We start from the raw sequence: 19,951 nt of genomic DNA, 5'->3' as shown, positions 1-19,951 counted from the left end.
TGGACGACACTGCGCAAACTTGCAAGAATCTGCCAAGTGACGACCCTTACTGCGCAGCAGTTGACCTTGCCGGCCGCCGACCTCGGTGGGGAGAACCCGCTGCCGCCGCTGGCCCCGCAAGATCGGCTGCATCGCGTGGCGAACCTGGCCGAGCTGCCACCGCAGATGCGGGAGAACATCGAGTACGGCGAACTGCGCAACGCGTTGCCGACACTCGACCAGGACGGCTATGACCGCAAGCTGGTCGAGCGCGCGTTGCCTTCCTTGGTACTGGAGAACGCACACCTCCGCGCGACCATCCTGCCGAGCCTCGGTGGACGCCTCTACTCACTCGTGCACAAAGCCAGCGACCAGGAGTTGCTCTACCGCAACCCGGTCTTCCAGCCGGCCAACCTGGCTTTGCGCAACGCCTGGTTCGCCGGCGGCGTCGAGTGGAACCTCGGCAGCACGGGCCACTGGACCGGCACCTGCTCGCCGATGCACGCAGCCCGCGTCGACGGCCCGGACGGTACGCCGATGCTGCGGCTGTGGGAGTGGGAACGCACCCGCAACCTCGTCACCCAACTCGACTTCTGGCTGCCCGAGGACTCCGACCAGCTGTACGTCGGGGCGCGGATCCAGAACCCGTCCGGCGAAACGGTTCCGGCGTACTGGTGGTCGAACATCGCGGTCGAGCAGTCGCCGCGGACGCGGGTCCTCGTACCGGCCGACCAGGCGTGGCGGTTCGGATACGGCAGCCGGCTCGACCTGGTCGGCGTACCGGAGTACGACGGGATCGATCTGACCTATCCGATGCAACACCAGCGTGCGGTCGACTTCTTCTTCGAGCTGCCGTCGGAGGAGCAGCCCTGGATCGCCGCACTCGATGCCGAGGGCAACGGGTTGGTGCAGGCGTCGACGGATCGGCTGCGCGGCCGGAAGCTGTTCGTCTGGGGCGAGGCGAGCGGTGGCCGGCGCTGGCAGGAATGGCTCTCGCCGGACCTGCAGGGACCCGGGTACGCCGAGATCCAGGCCGGGCTGGCCAGGACCCAGCTGGAGCACTTGAAGTTGCCTAGGGCAACTAATTGGCACTGGCTCGAAGCGTACGGGCGGGTGTCGGTCGATCCGGCGTCTGTGCACGGCGAATGGCAGGCGGCCCGCCGCGCGACGGGCGCAGTACTGGAACCCGTCCTGGCCTCGCTGGCCGAGCGAGAAACCGAATGGCTGAAAGTCATCGACGCCGAGCCGGCGGAACAGTTGGTGACGGCATCAGGGTGGGGCGCGCTGGAGTTACGTCGTACCGGCTGGAAGGTGTCCGCTGGTACGCCGTTTGCCGAGGAGACGATGACGGAGCGCGAACGCGCTTGGTTGCCTGTGCTCGGCGGCCGGATGCCCGCTCCGGAATCGATCAGTGCTGCGCCGGACGGCACGTTGGTGGCCTGGAAGGAGCTGCTCGAAGCGGTCCAGGACGACAACTGGTTGATCTGGTACCACCGAGGAGTCGCGCGCTGGTACGCCGAGGACGAGGAAGGCGCAATCGCCGCTTGGGAGGAGTCGCGCCGGCATCAGGCGACGGCTTGGGCAGTGCGCAACCTCGCGCTCAGCACAAACAAACCGAGCGAGTATGAGCAGGCGATCGCCTTGGTTTCCAGCGATTTCGCACCGTTGTTCGTGGAGGCGTTGGATGCTGCCGTGGAGCAGCAGGACAGTCGGCTCGCGAACGAGATCTACCAGCGAGCGTCCGACGAGGTGCAGGCTCATCCGCGGATCCGGCTGGCGAGGGTCAAACAGTTGTTGCAGACCGGCGATGCCGCGGCCGCTCAGGCCTTGCTGGACGAGGGAATCGAGTTGCCCGGCGTACGCGAAGGCGCTAACCCGCTGGCCGAGTACTGGCAATGGGCGCAGCGCGAGCTCGGATCGTTCCGGCCGGTGCCGTCGCGGTATCAGTTCGGGATGTCGGGCGACAGCTGAAGCACAATTCTCGGTAAGTGGGAACCGCCCCGCCAAAGGCGTCGTCTCACCGTTGTGCGGGAAGGCCCGCGCAAGCAGTTTCGACAAACGACGACCGCGTCGCAGCGGGCGGCGCGTCGGGGGTGAGTGCCATGTTGACTATCGTTGTATTCGGTGGTTTAAGCCTGGTGCTGCTGGTCACGGCATGCATCGTGGCAGACATCGTTGCGGGCGTCCGGCGCCGCAGCGATGGGGTCGAGAAGACAGCCGGACGGGTGACCAAGGTGCGCGGCCCGGTCCGCGGTCAGCTGGAGAGCGGCGCGACCGCGGAGTGCCTGGAGATCACCGTCGAGTACTACACCCGGCACGGCGAAGGCCCGTTCCAGGTGCAGCGGATGATCCCGCTGACGGCGGCCGGTAGCTACGCGAAGAACGACCGGGTCATCGTCAGCTACGACATCAGGGCGCCGCGCCGGGCCCGGATCGCCGGCAAGGTCAGCCACTGGCCACAGATCGGTCCGAGATCACCGGTGCCGCAGGCCTAGAGTCCTACCTTCCTTGCCGGTGATCAACCGGCCCAACCCGATCCCTCGCCACCCGGCGGGGGTGTTCTGATTTTGACGAGGTTGCTCGCGCCACTCTCGGCGCGGGCAACAGTGGTTTCGGGCAACCGTTCTTCTCAGGCCTGGCTGGGCAGGTGCGGTTCGAGCAGGCGATGGAGCGCAGGGCGCCCCTGGGCCAACACGTACTCCGCGTCCGCGGCCGGCAACCGGTCGGCCAGGTGGGCCAGCGCCTCGCCCATCGCGATCGTCAGCGTGACCGACATCCGGAACTCGTGACTGTCCCGAGCGCCGAACCGCAGCGCGAGCAGCTCGGCGAACTCACCGGCGTGCTGGTCGTCGAACTCACCCGGCGTCGCCTCCAGGTCCGGATCGCCCAGACCGCTGAGCACCACCGCGCGGAAGCCCGGATCGGTGCTGTGCATTTCGCGGAAGGTGTCCAGCGTGACGTCGACGGCCTCGCGCCAGTCCGCCACCGCGGCCAGCCGCTCGCGTACCGCCTCGGTGTAGCGGTTCTGGTTGCGCCGCTCGATCGCCTGGATCAGCGTCCGCTTGTCCGGGAAGTACCGGTAGACGCTGCCGACCGCGATCTCGGCCCGGCGCGCGATGCTGCTGGTCGAGGCGGCGTCGTACCCGCGCTCGACCACCTCGGCGCAGGCTGCGTCGAGGATGCGCTCGACCTGGCGGTTGGCCCGGTCCTGAGTCGGCGTCCGGCGCAGCGGGTACGCCGTACCGGCGTCCGCGCCCGGCTCTTCGCCGGCGGAAGTGGTCACCATGGGTTCATTGTGCCCCTACTCAGCGACAACGTTGCCAATCCCGGGCCGTTCACTTGTATGACAGTTCGATGCAGGCTTCAGGTGACCTTCTGCTGACGAGAATCACAGCAGGACTGCCGCCAAGCCTGTCGAGGGGAACATCAGCATGCAGATCAGCAGCAAGTGGATCGCGGGACTTGCGTCGTTGAGCGTCGCGGCCGCCGGTCTGGCCGGGTCCGCGTTGACGCCGGACCAGAACAGCCAGGTGGCCGCCGAGGCCGACGCCAGGGGAGGGCACGCAGTACGGATCAACCAGCTTCAGCAGATCGGGGCGCACAACGCCTACCACCGCGAGCTGCCGGACGACGAGAAGAAGATCCAGCTCGCGCAGGATCCCGGCGCGATCGGGTTGTTCTACTCGCACGCGTCGATCCCGGACCAGCTCGAGGACCAGAACATCCGGATGGTCGAGCTCGACCTGTTCCCGGACCCGCAGGGCGGGCTCTACACGCATCCGCTGATCCGGAAGATGGCCGGTAAGGGGCCGCTGACCGATCCGGACCTGGCCAAGCCCGGCATCAAGGTGCTGCACTGGGTCGACTTCGACTACGACACCACCTGCTCGACGTTCGTGAAGTGCTTGACGCAGGTGAAGACCTGGTCCGACGCGCACCCGAAGCACGCGCCGATCGCCATCCAGCTGGAGCTGAAGCAGTCCGACCCGCGGCTGGTCGCGGCCGGCGGCGTCAAGGCTCCGCCGTGGGACCTCGGCAACCTGAACAGCATCGACGCCGAGATCCGGTCGGTCTTCTCCGAGCAGCAGTTGCTGTCACCCGACGACGTCCGGCGGGACGGCCTGACGCTGGAGCAGTCCGTGCTGACCAAGGGCTGGCCGACGCTCGGCCAGGCCCAGGGCAAGGTGATGTTCTTCTTCGACAACGGCGGTCCCGGGGAGATCCGCGACCTCTACCGCACGGGCAAGCCGAACCTCGAAGGCCGGGCCGTCTTCACCCGGGGCCCGGAAGGTGAGCCGGACGCCGCGGTGACGATGGTGAACGACCCGCGCGGCGCCAACCAGGCCGAGATCCAGCGGCTGGTCACCAAGGGCTACCTGGTTCGCACCCGGTCCGACGAGCCGATGTCGACGGTGCTGACGAACGAGATCAGCCGGGTCGGTATCGCGCTCGGCAGCGGCGCCCAGTGGGTCACCACGGACTTCCCGGTAGCGGGCATGGCCGCGCGGTACGACAGTGACTTCGTCGCCAAGCTGCCTGGCCACACCGCCGTACGATGCAACCCTGTGGTGGCGCCGGCGTGGTGCCCCAGGAGCATCTCGGAGAGGTGAGTCGATGTCGGAGCACGTGGTCGATGTCAGCTGGAGCCGCGGTGGGCGCGAGTTCACCTACCAGACCTACAGCCGCGATCACGAGTGGCGCTTCGACGGCGGAGTGACCGTGCCCGGGTCCGCCGCACCGGCGTACCTGGGCAGCGACACCGGAGCGGTGGATCCCGAGGAGGCGTTCGTGGCCGCGCTGTCGTCGTGCCACATGCTGACCTTCCTCGCGATCGCGGCGAAGAAGCGGCTGGTGGTCGACTCGTACGTCGATCACGCGGTCGGCGAGATGGCCAAGAACGAGGCCGGCCGGCTGGCGATCACCAAGGTGACGCTGAATCCGGTGATCACCTTCGCCGGCGAGACGCCGGACGAGGCGACGCTGGAGCGGATCCACCACCTGTAGCACGAGCAGTGCTTCATCGCGAACTCGGTGACCACCGAGGTCGTGGTCGCCGGCTAGGCCGGGAAACAATTCGTGGCCGGGAAACAAAGAACCACCCGGGCCGGCCTGAGCCTCGCGCAATCGGCGTCAGGACAGCCAGGGTGGTTCTCCCGTGCTCCGCTGTGGCGGGTCACGGGGTGACGGAACAGGCGGCGCCTCGCATAGGGGCGCCTCGTGCGTCATGCGACCTCCGCGCGGTCTACCTCGGTGGGGAAGACCGTCCGGGTGCGCCGCCTGTCCGTCCGTCCGGTTGGCGCCTTTACTGCTCGGCGGCGGCGTCGTTCCGGTCGTCGGTGGACCCCACTGAGGCGGCTGCCGGAGCCGTCTTGTCACTGCGGTCATCGCGGCGCAGCTGAACCTGCTCGCTGGCGATGACAGTCATCAGTCGGTGGATCGTCATGCCAGTGAGACGCACGCACCCACCAGGTATGACGGAGATTTCCAAAAACTTTTTGGTGTGAGCTACTTCTCATCGAGCCCGTCGGGGCGGAGCGGGACCAGATCGCGGGCTTCGTCGTACGTGGCGCCGGTGAGCTCGAGCAGGTCGACGATGGTGGAGCGGATCTGGCCGAGGACCACTACGGCGGACAGGGCGGGTGGGGTCGGCAGGACGGCGGTACGGCGGCCGAGCTCGCCCAGGACCCGGTGTGCGGCGACGTCGGCGGCGGGCTCGAACAGCGACTCTGCGATCAGCCGGGTGCCATCGGCGAGGCGGTCGAGGAGTTGCGGGTACTCGTCGGGCATCCGTTCGTCGCGCCAGACCGAGACGGCGGCGCGGCGTACCAGGACCCGGATGTTGCGGATCGCGCGGTCGAGGGGGACGACGAGGTCGGCGATTTCCTGCACCCGGCCGCGATGCCGGCGGCGGAACGGTGACAGCTGGACGACCGCGACGCCTTCCTCAGCGGCGCTGCGGAGGTCGTCCAGCAGGGACTCGCTGGCGCGGGCGCGGCGCAGGGCGTCCGTGAGCGCCTCGGCGTCATGGGCCCGCAGGCCGTCGGCGGTCTCGATCAGGATCTCGCTCAGCTCGTTCAGTACGCCGGTGGCTTGTTGCCGTGGGCGACGAATCGCGGCGGCCGGGGCGATCGTTGCCGCGGCCAACGCGACCACCCCGCCGATGGCCGCGTCGAGCCAGCGGCTGAAGCCGGCGCCGGGGTTGGGCAGCAGGGTGGTCACGATCGCCGCTTGGACCCCGGCCTGGGTGGTCATCAGGTTCCCGGCGCCGAGCAGGACAGCGATGCTCATCGCGAGAGCGACCACGAAGACGATCTGGACCACACCGGTACCGAACAGGGCCACGAACAGGTCGCCGACGCCGACCCCGACGGCCACCCCGACCATCACCTCGGCGACCCGGCGGAGCCGCTGACCGAAACTGAAGCCCAGACACACCATCGCGGCGACCGGGGCGAAGAACGGTTGCTGGTGGCCCAGGGCGTACCGGGCCAGGGCCCAGGCGATGGCGGCGGCCAGCGAGCACTGGGCGATGAAGAAGGCCCGGTTGCGCCAGCGGTCGACCCGACGGTGCACGGAGGCTGCCGAGCGCCGGGCCGCGCGAGGCGCGACGTCGTCGCGGAGCTCGCGCAGCTGCTCCAGGGTCAGCCGGACCGGGTCCATCGCTCCATCATCGGGGATACGGCCGGGATTGCTGGGCACTGGGCTGCCGGGCGCCGCCTTGATTCGGGTGGCCTGGACAGCAAGGGTGGTGGCATGACCGACAACAACCGTGAGGACTACGGCAGCTACAGCGTCGACGACGAGGACCAGTTGCAGCCGGCGGACACGCTGAACGACCGCGGCGTCGACGACCTGCTGGACGAGGGCTACTCGCCGCCGGAGAAGTGGTCCGCGGGCGAAGGCTTCGGGACCACCGCCGAGGAGGCGCTGGAGGGCGAGACCCTGGACCAGCGGATCGCCCAGGAGGAGCCCGACATCGACCCGTACGCCGAGGAAGGCGAGAACGTCGGCGGTCCCGAGGTCGGCGAGGTCCGGTCCGGGCGGTTGGTCGCGCCGGACGAGGGCGCCCACGGTGACGCCGAGAAGGATCTGGTCGCTGAGGACGTCGGCTTCGACGGAGCAGGCGCCAGTGCCGAGGAAGCCGCCGTCCACGTGGTCGACGACGCCGAACCATTCGAACTGGACGAGGAGGACGACCTCGAAGCCGTCCGAGACGTGGACCTCGGCGACATCGAGGACCTCGAAGACTGACAGCCAGTTCGCAGCACCCCGCGCCTGCGGCGCGGGGTGCTGCGCTGTGGAGTGAGGGCAGGCGCTCGGAGCACCGCTCACCGCGCGCGGCGCCTACCCCCGGCGGCGAGTGGCGGTGAGGGTGCAGCCTTTGGCGGGGACCAGGGTTACGTTGCGGGGTTTGGCTGGTTCGGGTTTTTCGGGGGCAGTCACGGTGAAGCGGGACAGGGCTGCGCGGAGGATTTCGGTGGCTTCGAGGAGTGAGAAGCCGGCGCCTATGCAGCGGCGGGTGCCGCCACCGAAGGGGATCCAGGTCCCCGCAGGCGGTGGGTCCTCGCCCAGGAACCGCTCCGGCTGGAACGCCCGCACATCCGGGTAGTTCTGTTCGTCGGCCTGGACCAGACCGATCGCCGCCATCAGCGTCGTACCGCGGGGCAGGCGGTAGCCCGCGATCTCGGTCGGTTCGGTGAGTCGACGGCCGACCTGGTAGACGACTGGGTGCAGGCGCAGTGATTCCTTCGCGATCGCTTCCAGGTAGTCGTCGTCACCGGCATCCGCCGCGCGCTGGCCGGCCTGCAAGAGGTCGGGTTTGCGGGCCAGTTCGTGGAAGGCCCAGGCCAGTGAGGTCGCCGTCGTCTCGTGCCCGGCCAGCAGCAAGGTGACCAGCTGGTCGCGCAGCTCCACGTCCGACCAGGTGCCTGCGGCAAGCAGTTTCGACAGTACGTCGTTGCGCTCGGCGAGCTTCGGGTCGGTGCGCCGGCGGGCGATCTCGTCGTACAGGATCTCGTCGACTTGCCGCTGGACGCGAAGGAATGTCCGCCAGGGCGGCAGCTTCAGCAGTGAACGGTAGAAGCCGCCGAGCATGATGATCGGCCGGACCGACACCACCTTGTCGACCAGCGGACGCAACCGGTCCAGCCGGTCGGAGTCCGTCACCCCGAACACCACCTGCAGGATCACCTCGAGGGTGAGGTCGCGCATTCGCTCGTGCAGCCGGAAAGGCGTGCCGATCGGCCAGCGGTCGACCTCCCCCCGCGCCAGCCGGGCGATCATCTCGGCGTACCCGCGCAGGGCGTGACCGTTGAACGCGGGCATCAACTGGCGGCGCATCCGGAGATGGTCGTCATCGTCGAGCAGCAACAGTGAGTGTGAACCCATGATCGGTTCGAGCGCGGTGTTGCTCTCGCCGGCGTGCGCGATCGTGGGCGGCGTACCGAAGACCTCGCGGATGTGGTCGGGCCGGCTGAGCACCACCACGACCCGGCTCGACGGCACCAGGCGGATCGTGAAGACATCCCCGTACTGCGCCCGCAGCCGCGGGAAGTAGGTCGAGCGGTGACTGGCGAACAGCACCGTCTGCGCCAGCGTGGGCAACCGCGGTCCGGGTGGCAACGTGCGCGCGGTCGCCCGGTCGAGTGTGCGCGATCCGAGCAAGGGCGTAGGCGGGGTCATTGCACCTCCCAGGTCTATCCACAACGCTACTTCAGCCCGGTGAACAGGAAGCGTCGTACGCAGCAAGGGCTGCCACCAGGCGAGGCAGGTGATCGGCCTGGCCCGGGTCGAGGCCGGTGAGCTTGTCCACCAGGCGGAGGCGGTAGTCAACGGTGTTGACGTGGACGTGGAGTTCAGTGGCTGTCTGTCGCCTGTTCCGGCTGTGGTTGAGGTAGCAGCGCAGGGTCTGGAGCAGGTCCGGCCGTGCGATCAGGGGAGCCACCCACAGAGCAAGTTGGTCACGCGCCGGATTGGGGCGGGTGAGTTGGTACTCCAGTACGAGATCGTCCAGCCGGTGAACGCCGGCCGCCAACTGGTAGATCCGTACGACCTCCAGCAGTTCGCGTACGAGGGTCACCGCCTTTGGCGCTTCCTCCGGCACCGCAGTGGTCGCCGTCATCGTCACCTCGACCCCGGCCGCTCGGCTCATCCGCTTTCTGAGCTCCTCCAGCTCGAGTCCAGCGCCGCGGAGGGGCAGGAGAGCCACACCGTGGTCTGTGGTCAGCGTGGACATGCTGGGACCGGACGGCGTACGGTCCAGCTCCACCCGGAGGCGACGAAGCTTGCGGCGGGCAACAATCTCGGTGTCCACCCCGGGCTGCTGCTCGTCCGCGTGAACGCCGAACGCCAGCCCCAGTACGACGTACTGGCCGGGAAGTGCAGCAACAGTTTTGGCCGGCACGGCATTGACGCCGGAACGCCCTCGCCCGCTGAAACGCCAGAACGGCCGCCCCCAAACCGAGGGGCGGCCGTTCTGGTTGGTGGGTCAGGCGCGTTGGAAGCGCAGGGTGAGGATTTGGAACGGGCGGAGCTCGAAGGTGATCTTGCCGTCGCTGAGTTCACGGTCTGCCAGGTGGCGCTCGAGCAGGTCGACCTCGGCCACCGACGCGGCGGCGAAGCCGGTGGTGAGGGTCGCGCGGGACCGGCCGCCGCTCGACTCGTACAGCCGGACGACCACGTCGCCGGACTGGTCGTCGGCCAGCTTGACCGCCTCGACGATCACATTGCCGTTGTCGAGGGCAACGATCGGGTCGGTGCCCTCGGCACCGGTGACGACCCGCTCGGGCAGGTTGATCCGGTAGCCCTCCTCGATCGCCTCCGGGATGCCGGCTCCGACGACCAGCGCGTGGTTGACCACGTGCACACCCTGGTCGGTCTGCGGGTCGGGGAAGCGCGGCGCCCGGATCAGCGACGTACGGATCGTGGTGGTGCTGCCACCGTCCTCGCGCGCGGTCCGGTTGATGTCGTGCCCGTACGTCGAGTCGTTGACCACGGCAACGCCGTAGCCGGGCTCGCCGACGTGCACCCAGCGGTGCGCCGCGATCTCGAACTTCGCCGCGTCCCACGAGGTGTTCTGGTGGGTCGGCCGGAAGATGTGCCCGAACTGGGTCTCCGAGGCGGAGCGGTCCGCGTGCACGTCGACCGGGAAAGCGGCCTTGAGGAACTTCTCGGACTCGTGCCAGTCCATCGAGGTCTCGATGTCGACCCGCTTCGCGCCCGGCCGCAACCGCAGCGTCTGGGTGACGCTGGACCGGTTGAAGGACCGCTTCACCACGACCGTGGCGACGCCCTCGACGGAGCTGAACTCGACGCTGTCGACCTCGGTGATGTCGCGGACGTTGTTCTTGTAGAACGAGTCGACGTCCCAGGCGTCCCACTGGTTGGGCGTGTCCACGTGCAGCTGCAGCAGGTTCGCGACGCTGCCCGATGCGATCACCTCGCGCCCCGCGGCCACGTCGTAGAGGCTGGTGATCAGGCCGCGCTCGTCGATCGTCACCCGGATCACGCCGTTGTCGAGGACGCCGTTCTCGATCGTCACCGCGGCACCTTCGCCGACCGTGACGCCCGCGCCGAGGCCGGCGACGCCGCCACGGGTGTGCGGTGCCGCGTTGAAGACGATCTGCGCGGAACCCTCGCCGGCCAGCGCCTGCTGGGCCTTGCCGATGATCGCCTCGAGCTCGGCGGCCAGCTTCGCGTACGTCGCCTCGGCCTCGCGGTGCACCCAGGCGATCGAGCTGCCCGGCAGGATGTCGTGGAACTGGTTCAGCAGCACGGCCTTCCAGATCCGGTCCAGCTCCTCGTACGGGTAGCTGTCCAGCTTGCCCGCCACCACGGCCGCCGCCGACCAGAGCTCGGCCTCGCGGAGCAGGTGCTCGCTGCGCCGGTTGCCCTGCTTGGTCTTGGCCTGCGAGGTGTACGTCGCGCGGTGGATCTCCAGGTAGAGCTCACCCGACCAGACCGGCGCGTTCGGGTACTCCTCCTGCGCCGCGCTGAAGAACTCGGTCGGCGACTCGATCGTCACCCGCGGCGAGGACTCCAGGTTGGCCACCCGGCGGGCCGTGGCGACGAACTCGCGGGTGGGGCCGCCACCGCCGTCGCCGTACCCGAACGGCACCAGCGAGCGGGTCGCGGCACCGTTCTCGGCGAAGTTGCGCTGGGCGTGGGCCAGCTCGCGCCCGGACAGGTCGGAGTTGTAGGTGTCGATCGGCGGGAAGTGGGTGAACACCTGGGTGCCGTCCAGGCCCTCCCACCAGAACGTGTGGTGCGGGAACTTGTTCTTCTGGTTCCAGGAGATCTTCTGGGTCAGGAACCACTTCGAGCCGGACAGCTTGACCAGCTGCGGCAGCGCGGCGGTGTAGCCGAACGAGTCCGGCAGCCAGACCTCCTGGGTGTCGATGCCGTACTCGTCCAGGAAGAACCGCTTGCCGTGCACGAACTGCCGGGCCAGCGCCTCGCCGCCGGGCAGGTTCGTGTCGGACTCGACCCACATGCCGCCGACCGGGACGATGGTGCCCGCGGCAACGGCCTTCTTGAGCCGCTCCCAGACCTCCGGGTAGTTCTCCTTCACCCAGGCGTGCTGCTGGGCCTGCGAGAAGGCGAAGACGAGCTCGGGGTACTCCTCGGCCAGGTTGGCGACGTTGGAGACCGTGCGGGCCACCTTGCGCCGGGTCTCCCGCAGCGGCCAGAGCCAGGCCGAGTCGATGTGCGCGTGGCCGACCGCGGACAGCTGGTGAGCACTGGCATGCGCCGGGCGGCTCAGTACGTCGGTCAGCTCGGCGCGGGCGTCGGCCGCAGTACCGGCGACGTCCTCGTAGTCCAGTACGTCGAGGGCGCGACTCAGTGCGCGCAGGATCTCGCGACTGCGCGGCTCCTGCGGCTGGAGCTGCTTCTGCAAGCCGTCCAACGTCTCCAGGTCGAGGATCAGGTCCCAGACCTCCGCGTTGAAGACGGCCAGGTCCGCACGGGTGAGCTGGTAGATCGGCTTGCCACCCGGCTCCGGCTTGCTGCCGAGGTCGTCGACCGGCGCGAAGGCGTTGTGACCGAGTACTTCGGGGTTGGCGGCCGCCTCGACGTAGAACTCGATGCTGTCGCCGGGCGCGGCCGCAGTACCGTCCGGGCCGAGGATGGACAGCGGCGCGTAGGTCTGGCGCGGGTGCAGGCCCTTCAGCGGGACACCCTTGGTGGTGTGCACCAGGCCCTCCGCGGAGAAGCCCGGGCCGCCACTGAAGCCGAGGTCGATGACCGCCTCGATCTCACTCCCGGCCCACTCGGCCGGGACCTGGCCGCTGAAGTGGAACCAGGCGGTGCCCCAGGCCGGACCCCAGGGCAGGCCGATCTCGGCGGGCTCGTAGGAGGCGGCGAGCGCCTCGGCGGGCGATACCGGCTCACCAGGCGCGTGCCACACCTTGATGTCCAGCGGGACGGCCGCGCCGTAGATCGCGGGGCGGATCCGCTCCCGCAGGGCGCGCTGGAGCCGCTCCTCGATGAGTTGACGGTCGTCGTGCACGAAATCATCCTCCGATGACGGTCTGGCGCGGCCCTCGCGGCCGGTGCGATGACAACGCTGTCACAAACACCGGGGGCCCGTCCAGACGCTGTTCGTTCCGGCACTCTTGGTAGCCGATAGACCACCAAGTGGTCCCTCCCGGCAGTTCCTTCGCACCGGCGGCGCTCAGGCGGGCACCTCGCGGCGGCGGATGAGAAGCCACGATGAACCCCGCATCGAGGCTCCTCATCCGCCTTGCGATGCACCCACCTGAACACCGCCGGCGCTGAAGCAACTACCGGGAGGGACCACTTCCCCTCTAGGTTGTCCTTCATGGATCGTCCCCGCCTCCTGAATCGCCGCAGTGTGCTCGGACTCGGAACCGCCGCCGCGGCCGTCCTGGTCACCCCTGGATGCTCGCGCGGCCGCTCCACCGAGCCGGCTCCGGCCGGGCCGGCCAAGCTGGTCACCGGCAACAAGGGCGGGGTCTACGCCACCTACGGTGCAGGGCTGGCGAAGCTGGTCACCGAGGTGACCGGTGTGGAGATGACCGCGCAGAACACCGAGGGGTCGGTGGCGAACCTCAAGATGCTGGACGCCGGCACCGCCGACATCGGCTTCAGCCTGTCGGACTCGGCGCTGGACGCCTACAACGGGCTCGAGGCTTTCTCGTCCGGTCAGCTGCGGTTCACGGCACTGGCAAGGACCTACGACAACTACGTGCACATCGTCGTACCGGCCAGCTCCAAGATCAGCTCGCTGAAGCAGTTGTCCGGGATGACGGTCAACGTCGGCCCGAAGCTGTCCGGCACCAAGGTGGTGGCGGAGCGGATCCTGGCCACGGCCGGGATCAAGGGCGTGAACATGGTGAACCTGGATCTCGACGGGGCAGTGGAGGCGCTGAAGCTCAAGGCGGAGAACAAGGGGAGCAAGGCCGGCATCGACGCGCTGATCTGGAGCGGGGGCCTGCCGACGAAACCGATCAAGGACCTGCAGAGCACGATCGGCTTCCGGCTGGTCCCCATCGGCGAGGTCGCCAAGGAGATCGCCCTGATGCGTTTCGGCGGCTACGTCCTGTCCTCGATCCCGCCGTCGGTCTACTCCCTGGCCAGCGCGGTGGAGACCCTCGCCGTACCGAACTACCTGCTGGCCCGCGAAGGACTGTCCGACTCGTGGGCCTGGTGGACCCTGAACACGATGTTCCGCCGCCAGGCCGACCTGATCAAGGTCCACCCCGAGGCCGGCTCCCTGGACGCCCGCTCGGCGATCGCGACGATGCCGATTCCGTTGCACCGCGCGGCCGAACGCTGGTACCGGAACAACCACATCTGAGTCGTTCCGCACGCAGGAGTCAGCGCGGGGGCGTAGTACTCAGACGTCGTAGTCGTCGATCAGGGGGACCCGGACCTCGATCACCAGGCCGCCGCCGATCGGGGGGCGGGCCACTACGCGACCGCCGACGCGGGCTGCTTCGGAGCGGACGATGGCGAGGCCCAGGCCGGTGCCGGGCATCTCGCGGTGGTGGGCGCTGCGCCAGAACCGTTCGCCGACCTTCTTGAGGTCGCGGGAGCCGAGGCCCAGGCCGTGGTCGCGGACCGAGAGGACGACCTCGGTGCCGTCGCGCAGGACCGACACCTCGACCGGCGGAGCGCCGTACTTCGAGGCGTTGTCGAGCAGCACGTCGAGGATGTCGTCCACCTCGAGCTCGGCTGCGACGCCGCCGGGCACCATCTCGCCGATGACCAGTTCCATGTCGTCGGCGGCGTAGACGGCCTTCCAGCCGACCAGCCGCTCCTTGACGGCCTGGGCCAGGTCCAGCGGCTCTTCGTTGCCCTCGACATCACCTGGGCGGTCGGAGCCGGCCAGCCGCGACAGACGCTGGACGATCCGGCCGAGCCGGTCGATGTCGCTGAGCGCGAACCGGGCGGTCGGCGACAGGCGGGACAGGCCCTCGATGTGGATCCGGGCCGACGTCAGCGGCGTACGGAGCTGGTGGGACGCGTCGGCGACGAACTCGCGCTCGCGCTGGCGGGCCTGGTGCAGGCTCAGCGCCATCGAGTTGAAGCTGTCGCCGAGCCGGCGCAGCTCGGGTGCGCGGCCGTCGGTGGAGACGCGGGTGTCGAGGGCGCCGCGGGTGACCTGGTGGGTCGCGTTGTCGAGGTCGTTCAGCGGCCGGAGGACCCAGCGGGTGACCGGGCGGACGATGCCGATGACGACGGCGCCGATGCTGATCAGCAGACCGCCGAGGAGCAGGAGCAGCCCGTTCTGCACCTGGTCGCGGGCGCGCTCGGTCGGCACCCGCAGTACTGCGGCGCCAAGCACACGACCGTTGTTGACGACCGGCCGCGCGACGACCATCTCGCCGGACCGCCACGGCCACATAGCGGGCGGTTCGGCGGGGAGCCGGCCGGCCAGGGTGCTTGCCAAGGCCTTGGCCAGCTCAGGCTCGTCGACGTCGACCCCGGATCGCGAGGTGGCGATCACCCGGCTGTCGACGTCGACGACGAACACCGGGGTGTTGTAGAGCTCGTGGTACCGGACGGCCAGCTCACGCAGGCTGGCGATGTCGCCCGACTGCAGCGGCGCCTCGGCCATGGTGGCGAACCAGTCCGCGTCGTTGCTGCGGGACAGGAAGAGGGTGCGCGACGTACCGGTCGCGATGAAGTTGGCCAGCGGGACGGCAGCGACGATGGCGAGCACGATCACCATCGGGACGAGGGACTGCAGCAGGCGACGGCGCAACGGTCAGTCCGAGCCCAGGCGGTAGCCGACGCCGCGGATGGTCTGCACCAGCTCGGGCCGGCCGAGCTTGGCCCGCAGGCTGGCGACGTGCACGTCCATCGTCCGCGAGGAGGCCTCGAAGACGGACTGCCAGGCGTACAGAGCGACCTGTTCGCGCGGCACCACCCGGCCGTGGTGGGCGGCCAGCACAGCTAGCACGTCGAACTCCTTGCGGGTCAGGCTGATGGGCTTGTCGGCGACCTGGACCGTCCGTGCCTCGATGTCGACGGTCAAGTCTCCGACGGTCACCCGGGGGCGGGGCTGCAACAAGCCGGTACGCCGTAGTACAGCATCGATGCGGGCCAGCAGCTCGGAGATCGCGAACGGCTTGACCACGTAGTCGTCGGCGCCGCTGCGCAGGCCCCGGACGCGGTCGGCCGCCTCACCCCGTGCGGTCACCGCGATCACCGGAACGTCCGACACCGTACGGATCTGCCGGCACACGTTGATGCCGTCGCCGTCGGGGAGTCCGAGGTCCAGCAGCACGAGGTCACCAGGGTCGGCGGCGAGCGCGTCCGCAGCCGTCCGGACGTGCGTCACCATCAACCCGTACCGGCGCAACGCAGGTATCAGAGCGTTCGCGATATCGAGATCGTCCTCGACCAACAAAATCCTGACGGCGCCGCTCATGCCGTGATCGTAGGGCAGGGAGCGGTCTCATGTGTCAGATCTTGGTAAAGACGTAATCACGTGACTGCACGGAGTGGTCGGCAACACTAGCCTTCGGGCACAGGAGGGAACCGGGCGATGACTGTCGGTGCAACATCGGGGGGTGGCAGCGCCACGCTCACCGAGTCGGAACTAGCCGAGTACGAGCAGGAAAAGCCCGCTCGGCGGCTCCGGCCTGCCCTGGACCGGGCGATCTCGGTGTGGTGCGCGGTGATCAGCGCCGGCGTCCTGCTGCAGGTCTTCTTCCCGCTGTCGGCCGGAACGCAGTTCTATTTAGTGATCTTTCTCGCAGCCGTCCTGCCGATCACTTTGTTGTGCTATCGGGGCTGGCGAGTGCCGGCCGTGATGAATCCGTTCAAGGCCCGGTCCACCGACGACCCCGGTCTGTCGGACTGGGCCCTCGCCGTGGTCGCGCTGGTTGTCTGCGTCTATCCACTGCTCGACTTCGACGGCTTCCTGGAACGCCGGCAGGCGCCGACGACACTGGACATCCTCACCGGCGCCGTCCTGCTCGTCCTGCTGCTCGAGGCGTGCCGCCGGACCACCGGCTGGGTGCTGCCCGTGGTCAGCCTGCTGTTCATCGCCTACGCGTACTACGGCGGCTTCCTGCCCTACACCTGGTCGCTGGCCCACCAAGGCTTCAACTTCTCCGCGATCATCGCGCAGTTCACGATGGGCACGGCCGGTTTCTACGGGACGCCACTGAACGTTGCCGCCAGCTACATCGTGCTCTTCACCATCTACGGCGCCGTGCTGGACTACTCCGGCGCCGGCAAGTTCTTCATCGACCTGTCCTTCGCCGCGTTCAAGCGCAGCCGTACTGCGCCCGGCCGGACCGTCACGATGGCCGGCTTCCTCCTCGGCAGCGTCTCAGGCTCCGGTACTGCGACCGCCGTCTCGCTGGGCACCGTCTCGTGGCCGATCCTGCGTCGTGCGGGCTACCCGGCCGAGCCCGCCGGCGGCATGCTCGCGGCCGCCGGGATCGGCGCGATCCTGTCGCCGCCGACGCTGGGTGCCGCCGCGTTCATCATCGCCGAGTTCCTGCAGGTGTCGTACCTGACCGTGCTCGGCTATGCGGTGATCCCGACGATCCTGTACTACCTGGGCATCCTGCTCGCGATCGAGATGGACGCCCGCAGGCACGGCACCACCGAGGGTGAGACTTCCACCCAGTCCGCCTGGAAGCTGCTCATCCGGTTCGGCTACCACTTCCTGTCGTTGTTCGTGATCATCGCGTTCATGGCCGTGGACGTGCCGCCGTTCAAAGCGGTCGTGTACGCCGTACTGATCCAGTTCGGGCTGTCCTTCCTGGACAAGGAGCACCGGCTGACGGCAGGACGTCTCTTCCTGGCCCTTGCCCAGGGCACCCGTTCGGTGCTGCCGGTGGTGGCGACGTGCGCGACCGCCGGAGTGATCGTCGCGGTGACCACGCAGACCGGGCTCGGACTCAACCTGGCCGCGATCATCGTCGACGCGGCCAAGGGGCTCACCGACAACCACACCGTGGTGCTGATCCTGACCGTGGTGCTGTCGGCGTTCGCAGTACTGGTGCTCGGGCTCGCTGTCCCGGTGACCGCGTCGTTCATCATCGCGGCCGTGATCATCGCGCCGGCGCTGGTGCAGCTGGGCATCACCCAGCCCGAGGCGTACATGTTCATCTTCTACTACGCCGTCCTGTCCGAGGTGTCGCCGCCGACCGCGCTGGCCGCCGTCGCGACCTCCGCGATCACGGGCGGCAGGGTGATGGCGACGATGTGGCAGGCCTGGAAGTACACGCTGCCCGCGTTCCTGGTGCCGTTCGCGTTCGTGCTGACCGACAACGGCGCCAACCTGCTCGGCCAGGGCGACCTGCTCGGCATGGTGTGGACCCTCGCGGTCTCCATGCTCGCCGTCGCCGCGCTGGCCGTCGTCACCGGTGGCTGGATCTTTGTCGCGACCGGCTGGCTCGAGCGGTTGCTGTGCGTCCCGGCCGCTCTGCTGCTGCTCTACCTCGCGCCCGTAACCATCGGCGCCGGAATCGGTTTGCTACTTGTCGCCGTCGTCATCAATCTGGTCCGGCGGCAACGCCAGGCTGAACCAACGGAAGGACCCGCCACTTCATGAGAATCCGTCGACGCTTCCCCGCCGCCGTGGTCGCGGTCGCAGCCGCCGTCTCGCTGGTTGCTTGCGGTGGGCAACGAGAGCCCGAGGGTGGGGCCGCCGGTACCGACGGTGGCCGGCTGACCATCGCCACCGGCAACACCACCGGGGTCTACTACCAGCTCGGTGGCGCGATGGCGAAGGTGATCTCGGAGAAGGTCGAGGGCTACCGGGCGACCGCGAGCGAGACCGGCGCCTCGGTGCAGAACGTCCAGGGCCTGGTGGCGGGCAACTACGACATCGCCTTCTCGCTGGGTGACACCGCGGCCGACGCGGTCAACGGCGAGCACAGCTTCAAGACCAAGCAGGACGTCGTCGCGCTGACCCGGCTCTACCCGAACTACACCCAGGTCGCCGTCCGCGCCTCGTCCGGGATCACCAAGATCGCGGACCTGAAGGGCAAGCGGGTCTCCACCGGTTCGCCGAACTCCGGTACCGAGGTGATCGCCCGGCGGCTGCTCGAGGCGGCGGGCCTCGACCCGGCCCATGACGTCACCGCCCAGCGGCTCGGTCTGCCGGAGTCGGTCGACGCGATGAAGTCGGGCTCGATCGACGCGCTGATCTGGTCCGGTGGGCTGCCGACCGGCGGCATCACCGACCTGATGACGAGCATGGGCAAGAACGTCAAACTGATCCCGATCGCGGACCTGCTGCCCCCGCTGACCAAGAGCTACGGCACGATGTATGCCCAAGGCAACATTCCGGCGGCGACCTACAAGCAGCCGGCCGACGTCGCGACGATCATCGTGCCGAACGTCCTGCTGGTCCGCAAGAACATGTCGGACGAGCTGGCCGAGAAGCTGACCAGGGCGATCTTCGAGAACAAGGAGACGCTGGTCCAGGTGAACGCCGCGGCGAAGGGGATCAAACTGGAGGAGGCCGCCAACACCGCACCGGTGGAACTGCATCCCGGCGCCAAGAAGGCGATCGAGTCCTTGAAGTAACCCATGATCCGCGTCCTCCCCCGCACACCAGGCGCAGCGGGGGAGGGCGCAGGGACCCACCGCCGCACACCAGGCGCAGCGGCGGCGGGAACCAGGCCCACCCTCACAACCAGGCGCAGTGGGGGAGGGTTTCAGGTCGGGCCCGTCCCATCGGAGGCATCCGGTGGTGACGGGCCCGATCGCTGTCGCCGGCTAGTCCTCTTCGCTGTCCGGGATCGGGGTGCCGCGCAGGTAGTGGGACAGGGCCGAGTCCCGCTTCGGGTGCGCGTGGTACTTCGCCGGTACGACGCGACCCTCCGCGCTGTCCCACGCGAGATCGGCCAGCCGCCACATCCGGTGCGCCAGCCGGCCCGCAGTACCGGTGTGCGGTGAGAACGGGTGCGCGCGGGTCGGTGCGACCTCCTCGGCGGAGAGCAGGTCGTTGGTCAGCGTGGTGACGCCGTCGTCGTCGAGTTCTTCGCCGATCATCCGGCTGTAGTCCGCCTCGAGTTGCTCGTGCTCGTCCAGCAGTTGGTCGATCACCTGCCAGACGTCACCCACCTCGAGGTGCTGAACCCGGCTGTCGCCGTACTGGCGGGCTTTGAGGAACCGCAGTGCTCTCTCGAGTTGCCGCGCGTTGGCGACGTACCGGCTGACCAGGCGGCGGCCGTCGGGGAGGTGTCTCACGTGGGGGAGCAGGACGTCCTCCGCGGCGGCCAGATGCTGGGCCGCGATCGCGTAGAACCAGTCGGTCTCGTGCCGGCGATCGGGGCGCGCCGCCTCCGGTTCGTGCGCCGGGGCGGCCAGGTCGCGGATCATGGCGTGCTCGTAGGTCAGGGCGATTTCAAGGGTCGAAGCGGTCATCGGAACCATCTCCTGGGGGGTACTTCCCACTCTGCGCTCGACCCCGCCGATGCGCAACTGCGCCACCACGCCCTGTCACCTTCGCTCCGCTCGGTGACGGGTGACCCGG

At 68.7% G+C, this 19,951-nt stretch carries 17 protein-coding genes; 8 read left to right on the top strand and 9 right to left on the bottom strand.

From position 1 onward, the window contains the following. The first annotated feature begins 36 nt into the window (after window positions 1-36). Both AB0F51_RS31180 and AB0F51_RS31175 read left to right on the top strand, forming a co-directional pair. Window positions 37-1,950 (top strand): DUF5107 domain-containing protein, encoded by a 1,914-nt coding sequence (locus tag AB0F51_RS31180; RefSeq protein ID WP_360285618.1) that lies wholly within the window; start codon window positions 37-39, stop codon window positions 1,948-1,950. Between the two features lie 131 nt (window positions 1,951-2,081). Next, window positions 2,082-2,474: a DUF3592 domain-containing protein gene (locus AB0F51_RS31175; protein WP_360285617.1), complete on the top strand. Its 393-nt coding sequence runs from the start codon at window positions 2,082-2,084 to the stop codon at window positions 2,472-2,474. A gap of 134 nt (window positions 2,475-2,608) precedes the next feature. Here the strand turns inward: AB0F51_RS31175 and AB0F51_RS31170 are convergent, their stop codons facing one another. Beyond that, on the bottom strand, window positions 2,609-3,265 hold the full coding sequence (locus AB0F51_RS31170; RefSeq protein WP_360285615.1) for a TetR/AcrR family transcriptional regulator: 657 nt from the start codon (window positions 3,263-3,265) through the stop codon (window positions 2,609-2,611). A 145-nt stretch (window positions 3,266-3,410) separates the two neighbouring features. Here AB0F51_RS31170 and AB0F51_RS31165 point away from each other — a divergent pair, with 145 nt between their 5' ends. Together AB0F51_RS31165 and AB0F51_RS31160 are read left to right on the top strand one after the other, a co-directional pair. After that, window positions 3,411-4,589 carry a phosphatidylinositol-specific phospholipase C1-like protein gene (locus tag AB0F51_RS31165; protein ID WP_360285613.1) on the top strand — a complete coding sequence of 393 codons (1,179 nt, stop codon included), beginning with the start codon at window positions 3,411-3,413 and terminating at the stop codon, window positions 4,587-4,589. Window positions 4,590-4,593: 4 nt separating this feature from the next. Further along, window positions 4,594-4,983 (top strand): OsmC family protein, encoded by a 390-nt coding sequence (locus tag AB0F51_RS31160; protein ID WP_360285611.1) that lies wholly within the window; start codon window positions 4,594-4,596, stop codon window positions 4,981-4,983. 298 nt (window positions 4,984-5,281) lie between these two features. Here AB0F51_RS31160 and AB0F51_RS31155 read toward each other — a convergent pair whose 3' ends face one another. Together AB0F51_RS31155 and AB0F51_RS31150 are read right to left on the bottom strand one after the other, a co-directional pair. After that, window positions 5,282-5,422 (bottom strand): hypothetical protein, encoded by a 141-nt coding sequence (locus AB0F51_RS31155; RefSeq protein WP_360285609.1) that lies wholly within the window; start codon window positions 5,420-5,422, stop codon window positions 5,282-5,284. Window positions 5,423-5,484: 62 nt separating this feature from the next. Further along, window positions 5,485-6,639, bottom strand: coding sequence for an FUSC family protein (locus tag AB0F51_RS31150; RefSeq protein ID WP_360285608.1), 1,155 nt, complete (start codon window positions 6,637-6,639; stop codon window positions 5,485-5,487). A gap of 93 nt (window positions 6,640-6,732) precedes the next feature. On the opposite strand from AB0F51_RS31150, the gene AB0F51_RS31145 reads away from it, so the two are divergent. Further along, window positions 6,733-7,230 (top strand): DUF5709 domain-containing protein, encoded by a 498-nt coding sequence (locus AB0F51_RS31145; RefSeq protein ID WP_360285607.1) that lies wholly within the window; start codon window positions 6,733-6,735, stop codon window positions 7,228-7,230. A 93-nt stretch (window positions 7,231-7,323) separates the two neighbouring features. Here AB0F51_RS31145 and AB0F51_RS31140 read toward each other — a convergent pair whose 3' ends face one another. The 3 genes from AB0F51_RS31140 to AB0F51_RS31130 all read right to left on the bottom strand — a co-directional run bounded on the left by AB0F51_RS31140 (window position 7,324) and on the right by AB0F51_RS31130 (window position 12,487). Then, window positions 7,324-8,661 carry a cytochrome P450 gene (locus AB0F51_RS31140; protein ID WP_360285605.1) on the bottom strand — a complete coding sequence of 446 codons (1,338 nt, stop codon included), beginning with the start codon at window positions 8,659-8,661 and terminating at the stop codon, window positions 7,324-7,326. Between the two features lie 31 nt (window positions 8,662-8,692). Beyond that, the gene (locus AB0F51_RS31135; protein WP_360285604.1) at window positions 8,693-9,382 is read right to left on the bottom strand and encodes a helix-turn-helix domain-containing protein; all 690 of its coding nucleotides are present in this window, start codon (window positions 9,380-9,382) and stop codon (window positions 8,693-8,695) included. A gap of 84 nt (window positions 9,383-9,466) precedes the next feature. Then, window positions 9,467-12,487, bottom strand: coding sequence for a glycoside hydrolase family 38 C-terminal domain-containing protein (locus AB0F51_RS31130; RefSeq protein ID WP_360285603.1), 3,021 nt, complete (start codon window positions 12,485-12,487; stop codon window positions 9,467-9,469). Window positions 12,488-12,799: 312 nt separating this feature from the next. Between AB0F51_RS31130 and AB0F51_RS31125 the strand changes: the two genes are divergently transcribed. Continuing rightward, entirely contained in the window at window positions 12,800-13,798 is a 999-nt protein-coding gene (locus AB0F51_RS31125; protein ID WP_360285602.1) for a TAXI family TRAP transporter solute-binding subunit, read from the top strand. 39 nt (window positions 13,799-13,837) lie between these two features. On the opposite strand, the gene AB0F51_RS31120 is transcribed toward AB0F51_RS31125, so the two are convergent. Both AB0F51_RS31120 and AB0F51_RS31115 read right to left on the bottom strand, forming a co-directional pair. Beyond that, the gene (locus AB0F51_RS31120) at window positions 13,838-15,208 is read right to left on the bottom strand and encodes a HAMP domain-containing sensor histidine kinase (RefSeq protein ID WP_360285600.1); all 1,371 of its coding nucleotides are present in this window, start codon (window positions 15,206-15,208) and stop codon (window positions 13,838-13,840) included. Window positions 15,209-15,211: 3 nt separating this feature from the next. After that, on the bottom strand, window positions 15,212-15,877 hold the full coding sequence (locus AB0F51_RS31115) for a response regulator transcription factor (protein WP_012918592.1): 666 nt from the start codon (window positions 15,875-15,877) through the stop codon (window positions 15,212-15,214). A 117-nt stretch (window positions 15,878-15,994) separates the two neighbouring features. Here AB0F51_RS31115 and AB0F51_RS31110 point away from each other — a divergent pair, with 117 nt between their 5' ends. Both AB0F51_RS31110 and AB0F51_RS31105 read left to right on the top strand, forming a co-directional pair. Then, a complete protein-coding gene (locus AB0F51_RS31110) occupies window positions 15,995-18,019 on the top strand; it encodes a TRAP transporter fused permease subunit (RefSeq protein ID WP_360285598.1) in 2,025 nt (674 codons plus the stop codon). Next, window positions 18,016-18,999, top strand: coding sequence for a TAXI family TRAP transporter solute-binding subunit (locus tag AB0F51_RS31105; RefSeq protein WP_360285596.1), 984 nt, complete (start codon window positions 18,016-18,018; stop codon window positions 18,997-18,999). Before AB0F51_RS31110 ends, AB0F51_RS31105 begins: the two co-directional genes overlap by 4 nt. 192 nt (window positions 19,000-19,191) lie before the next feature. On the opposite strand, the gene AB0F51_RS31100 is transcribed toward AB0F51_RS31105, so the two are convergent. Then, window positions 19,192-19,842 (bottom strand): hypothetical protein, encoded by a 651-nt coding sequence (locus AB0F51_RS31100; RefSeq protein WP_360285595.1) that lies wholly within the window; start codon window positions 19,840-19,842, stop codon window positions 19,192-19,194. Window positions 19,843-19,951: the final 109 nt, after the last annotated feature.

This window comes from Kribbella sp. NPDC023855, from assembly GCF_040639475.1.
In the GTDB taxonomy this organism is placed as follows: domain Bacteria; phylum Actinomycetota; class Actinomycetes; order Propionibacteriales; family Kribbellaceae; genus Kribbella.
The sequence above is the reverse complement of the archived record's forward strand: the minus strand, read 5'-3'. Positions and strand labels throughout refer to the sequence as shown.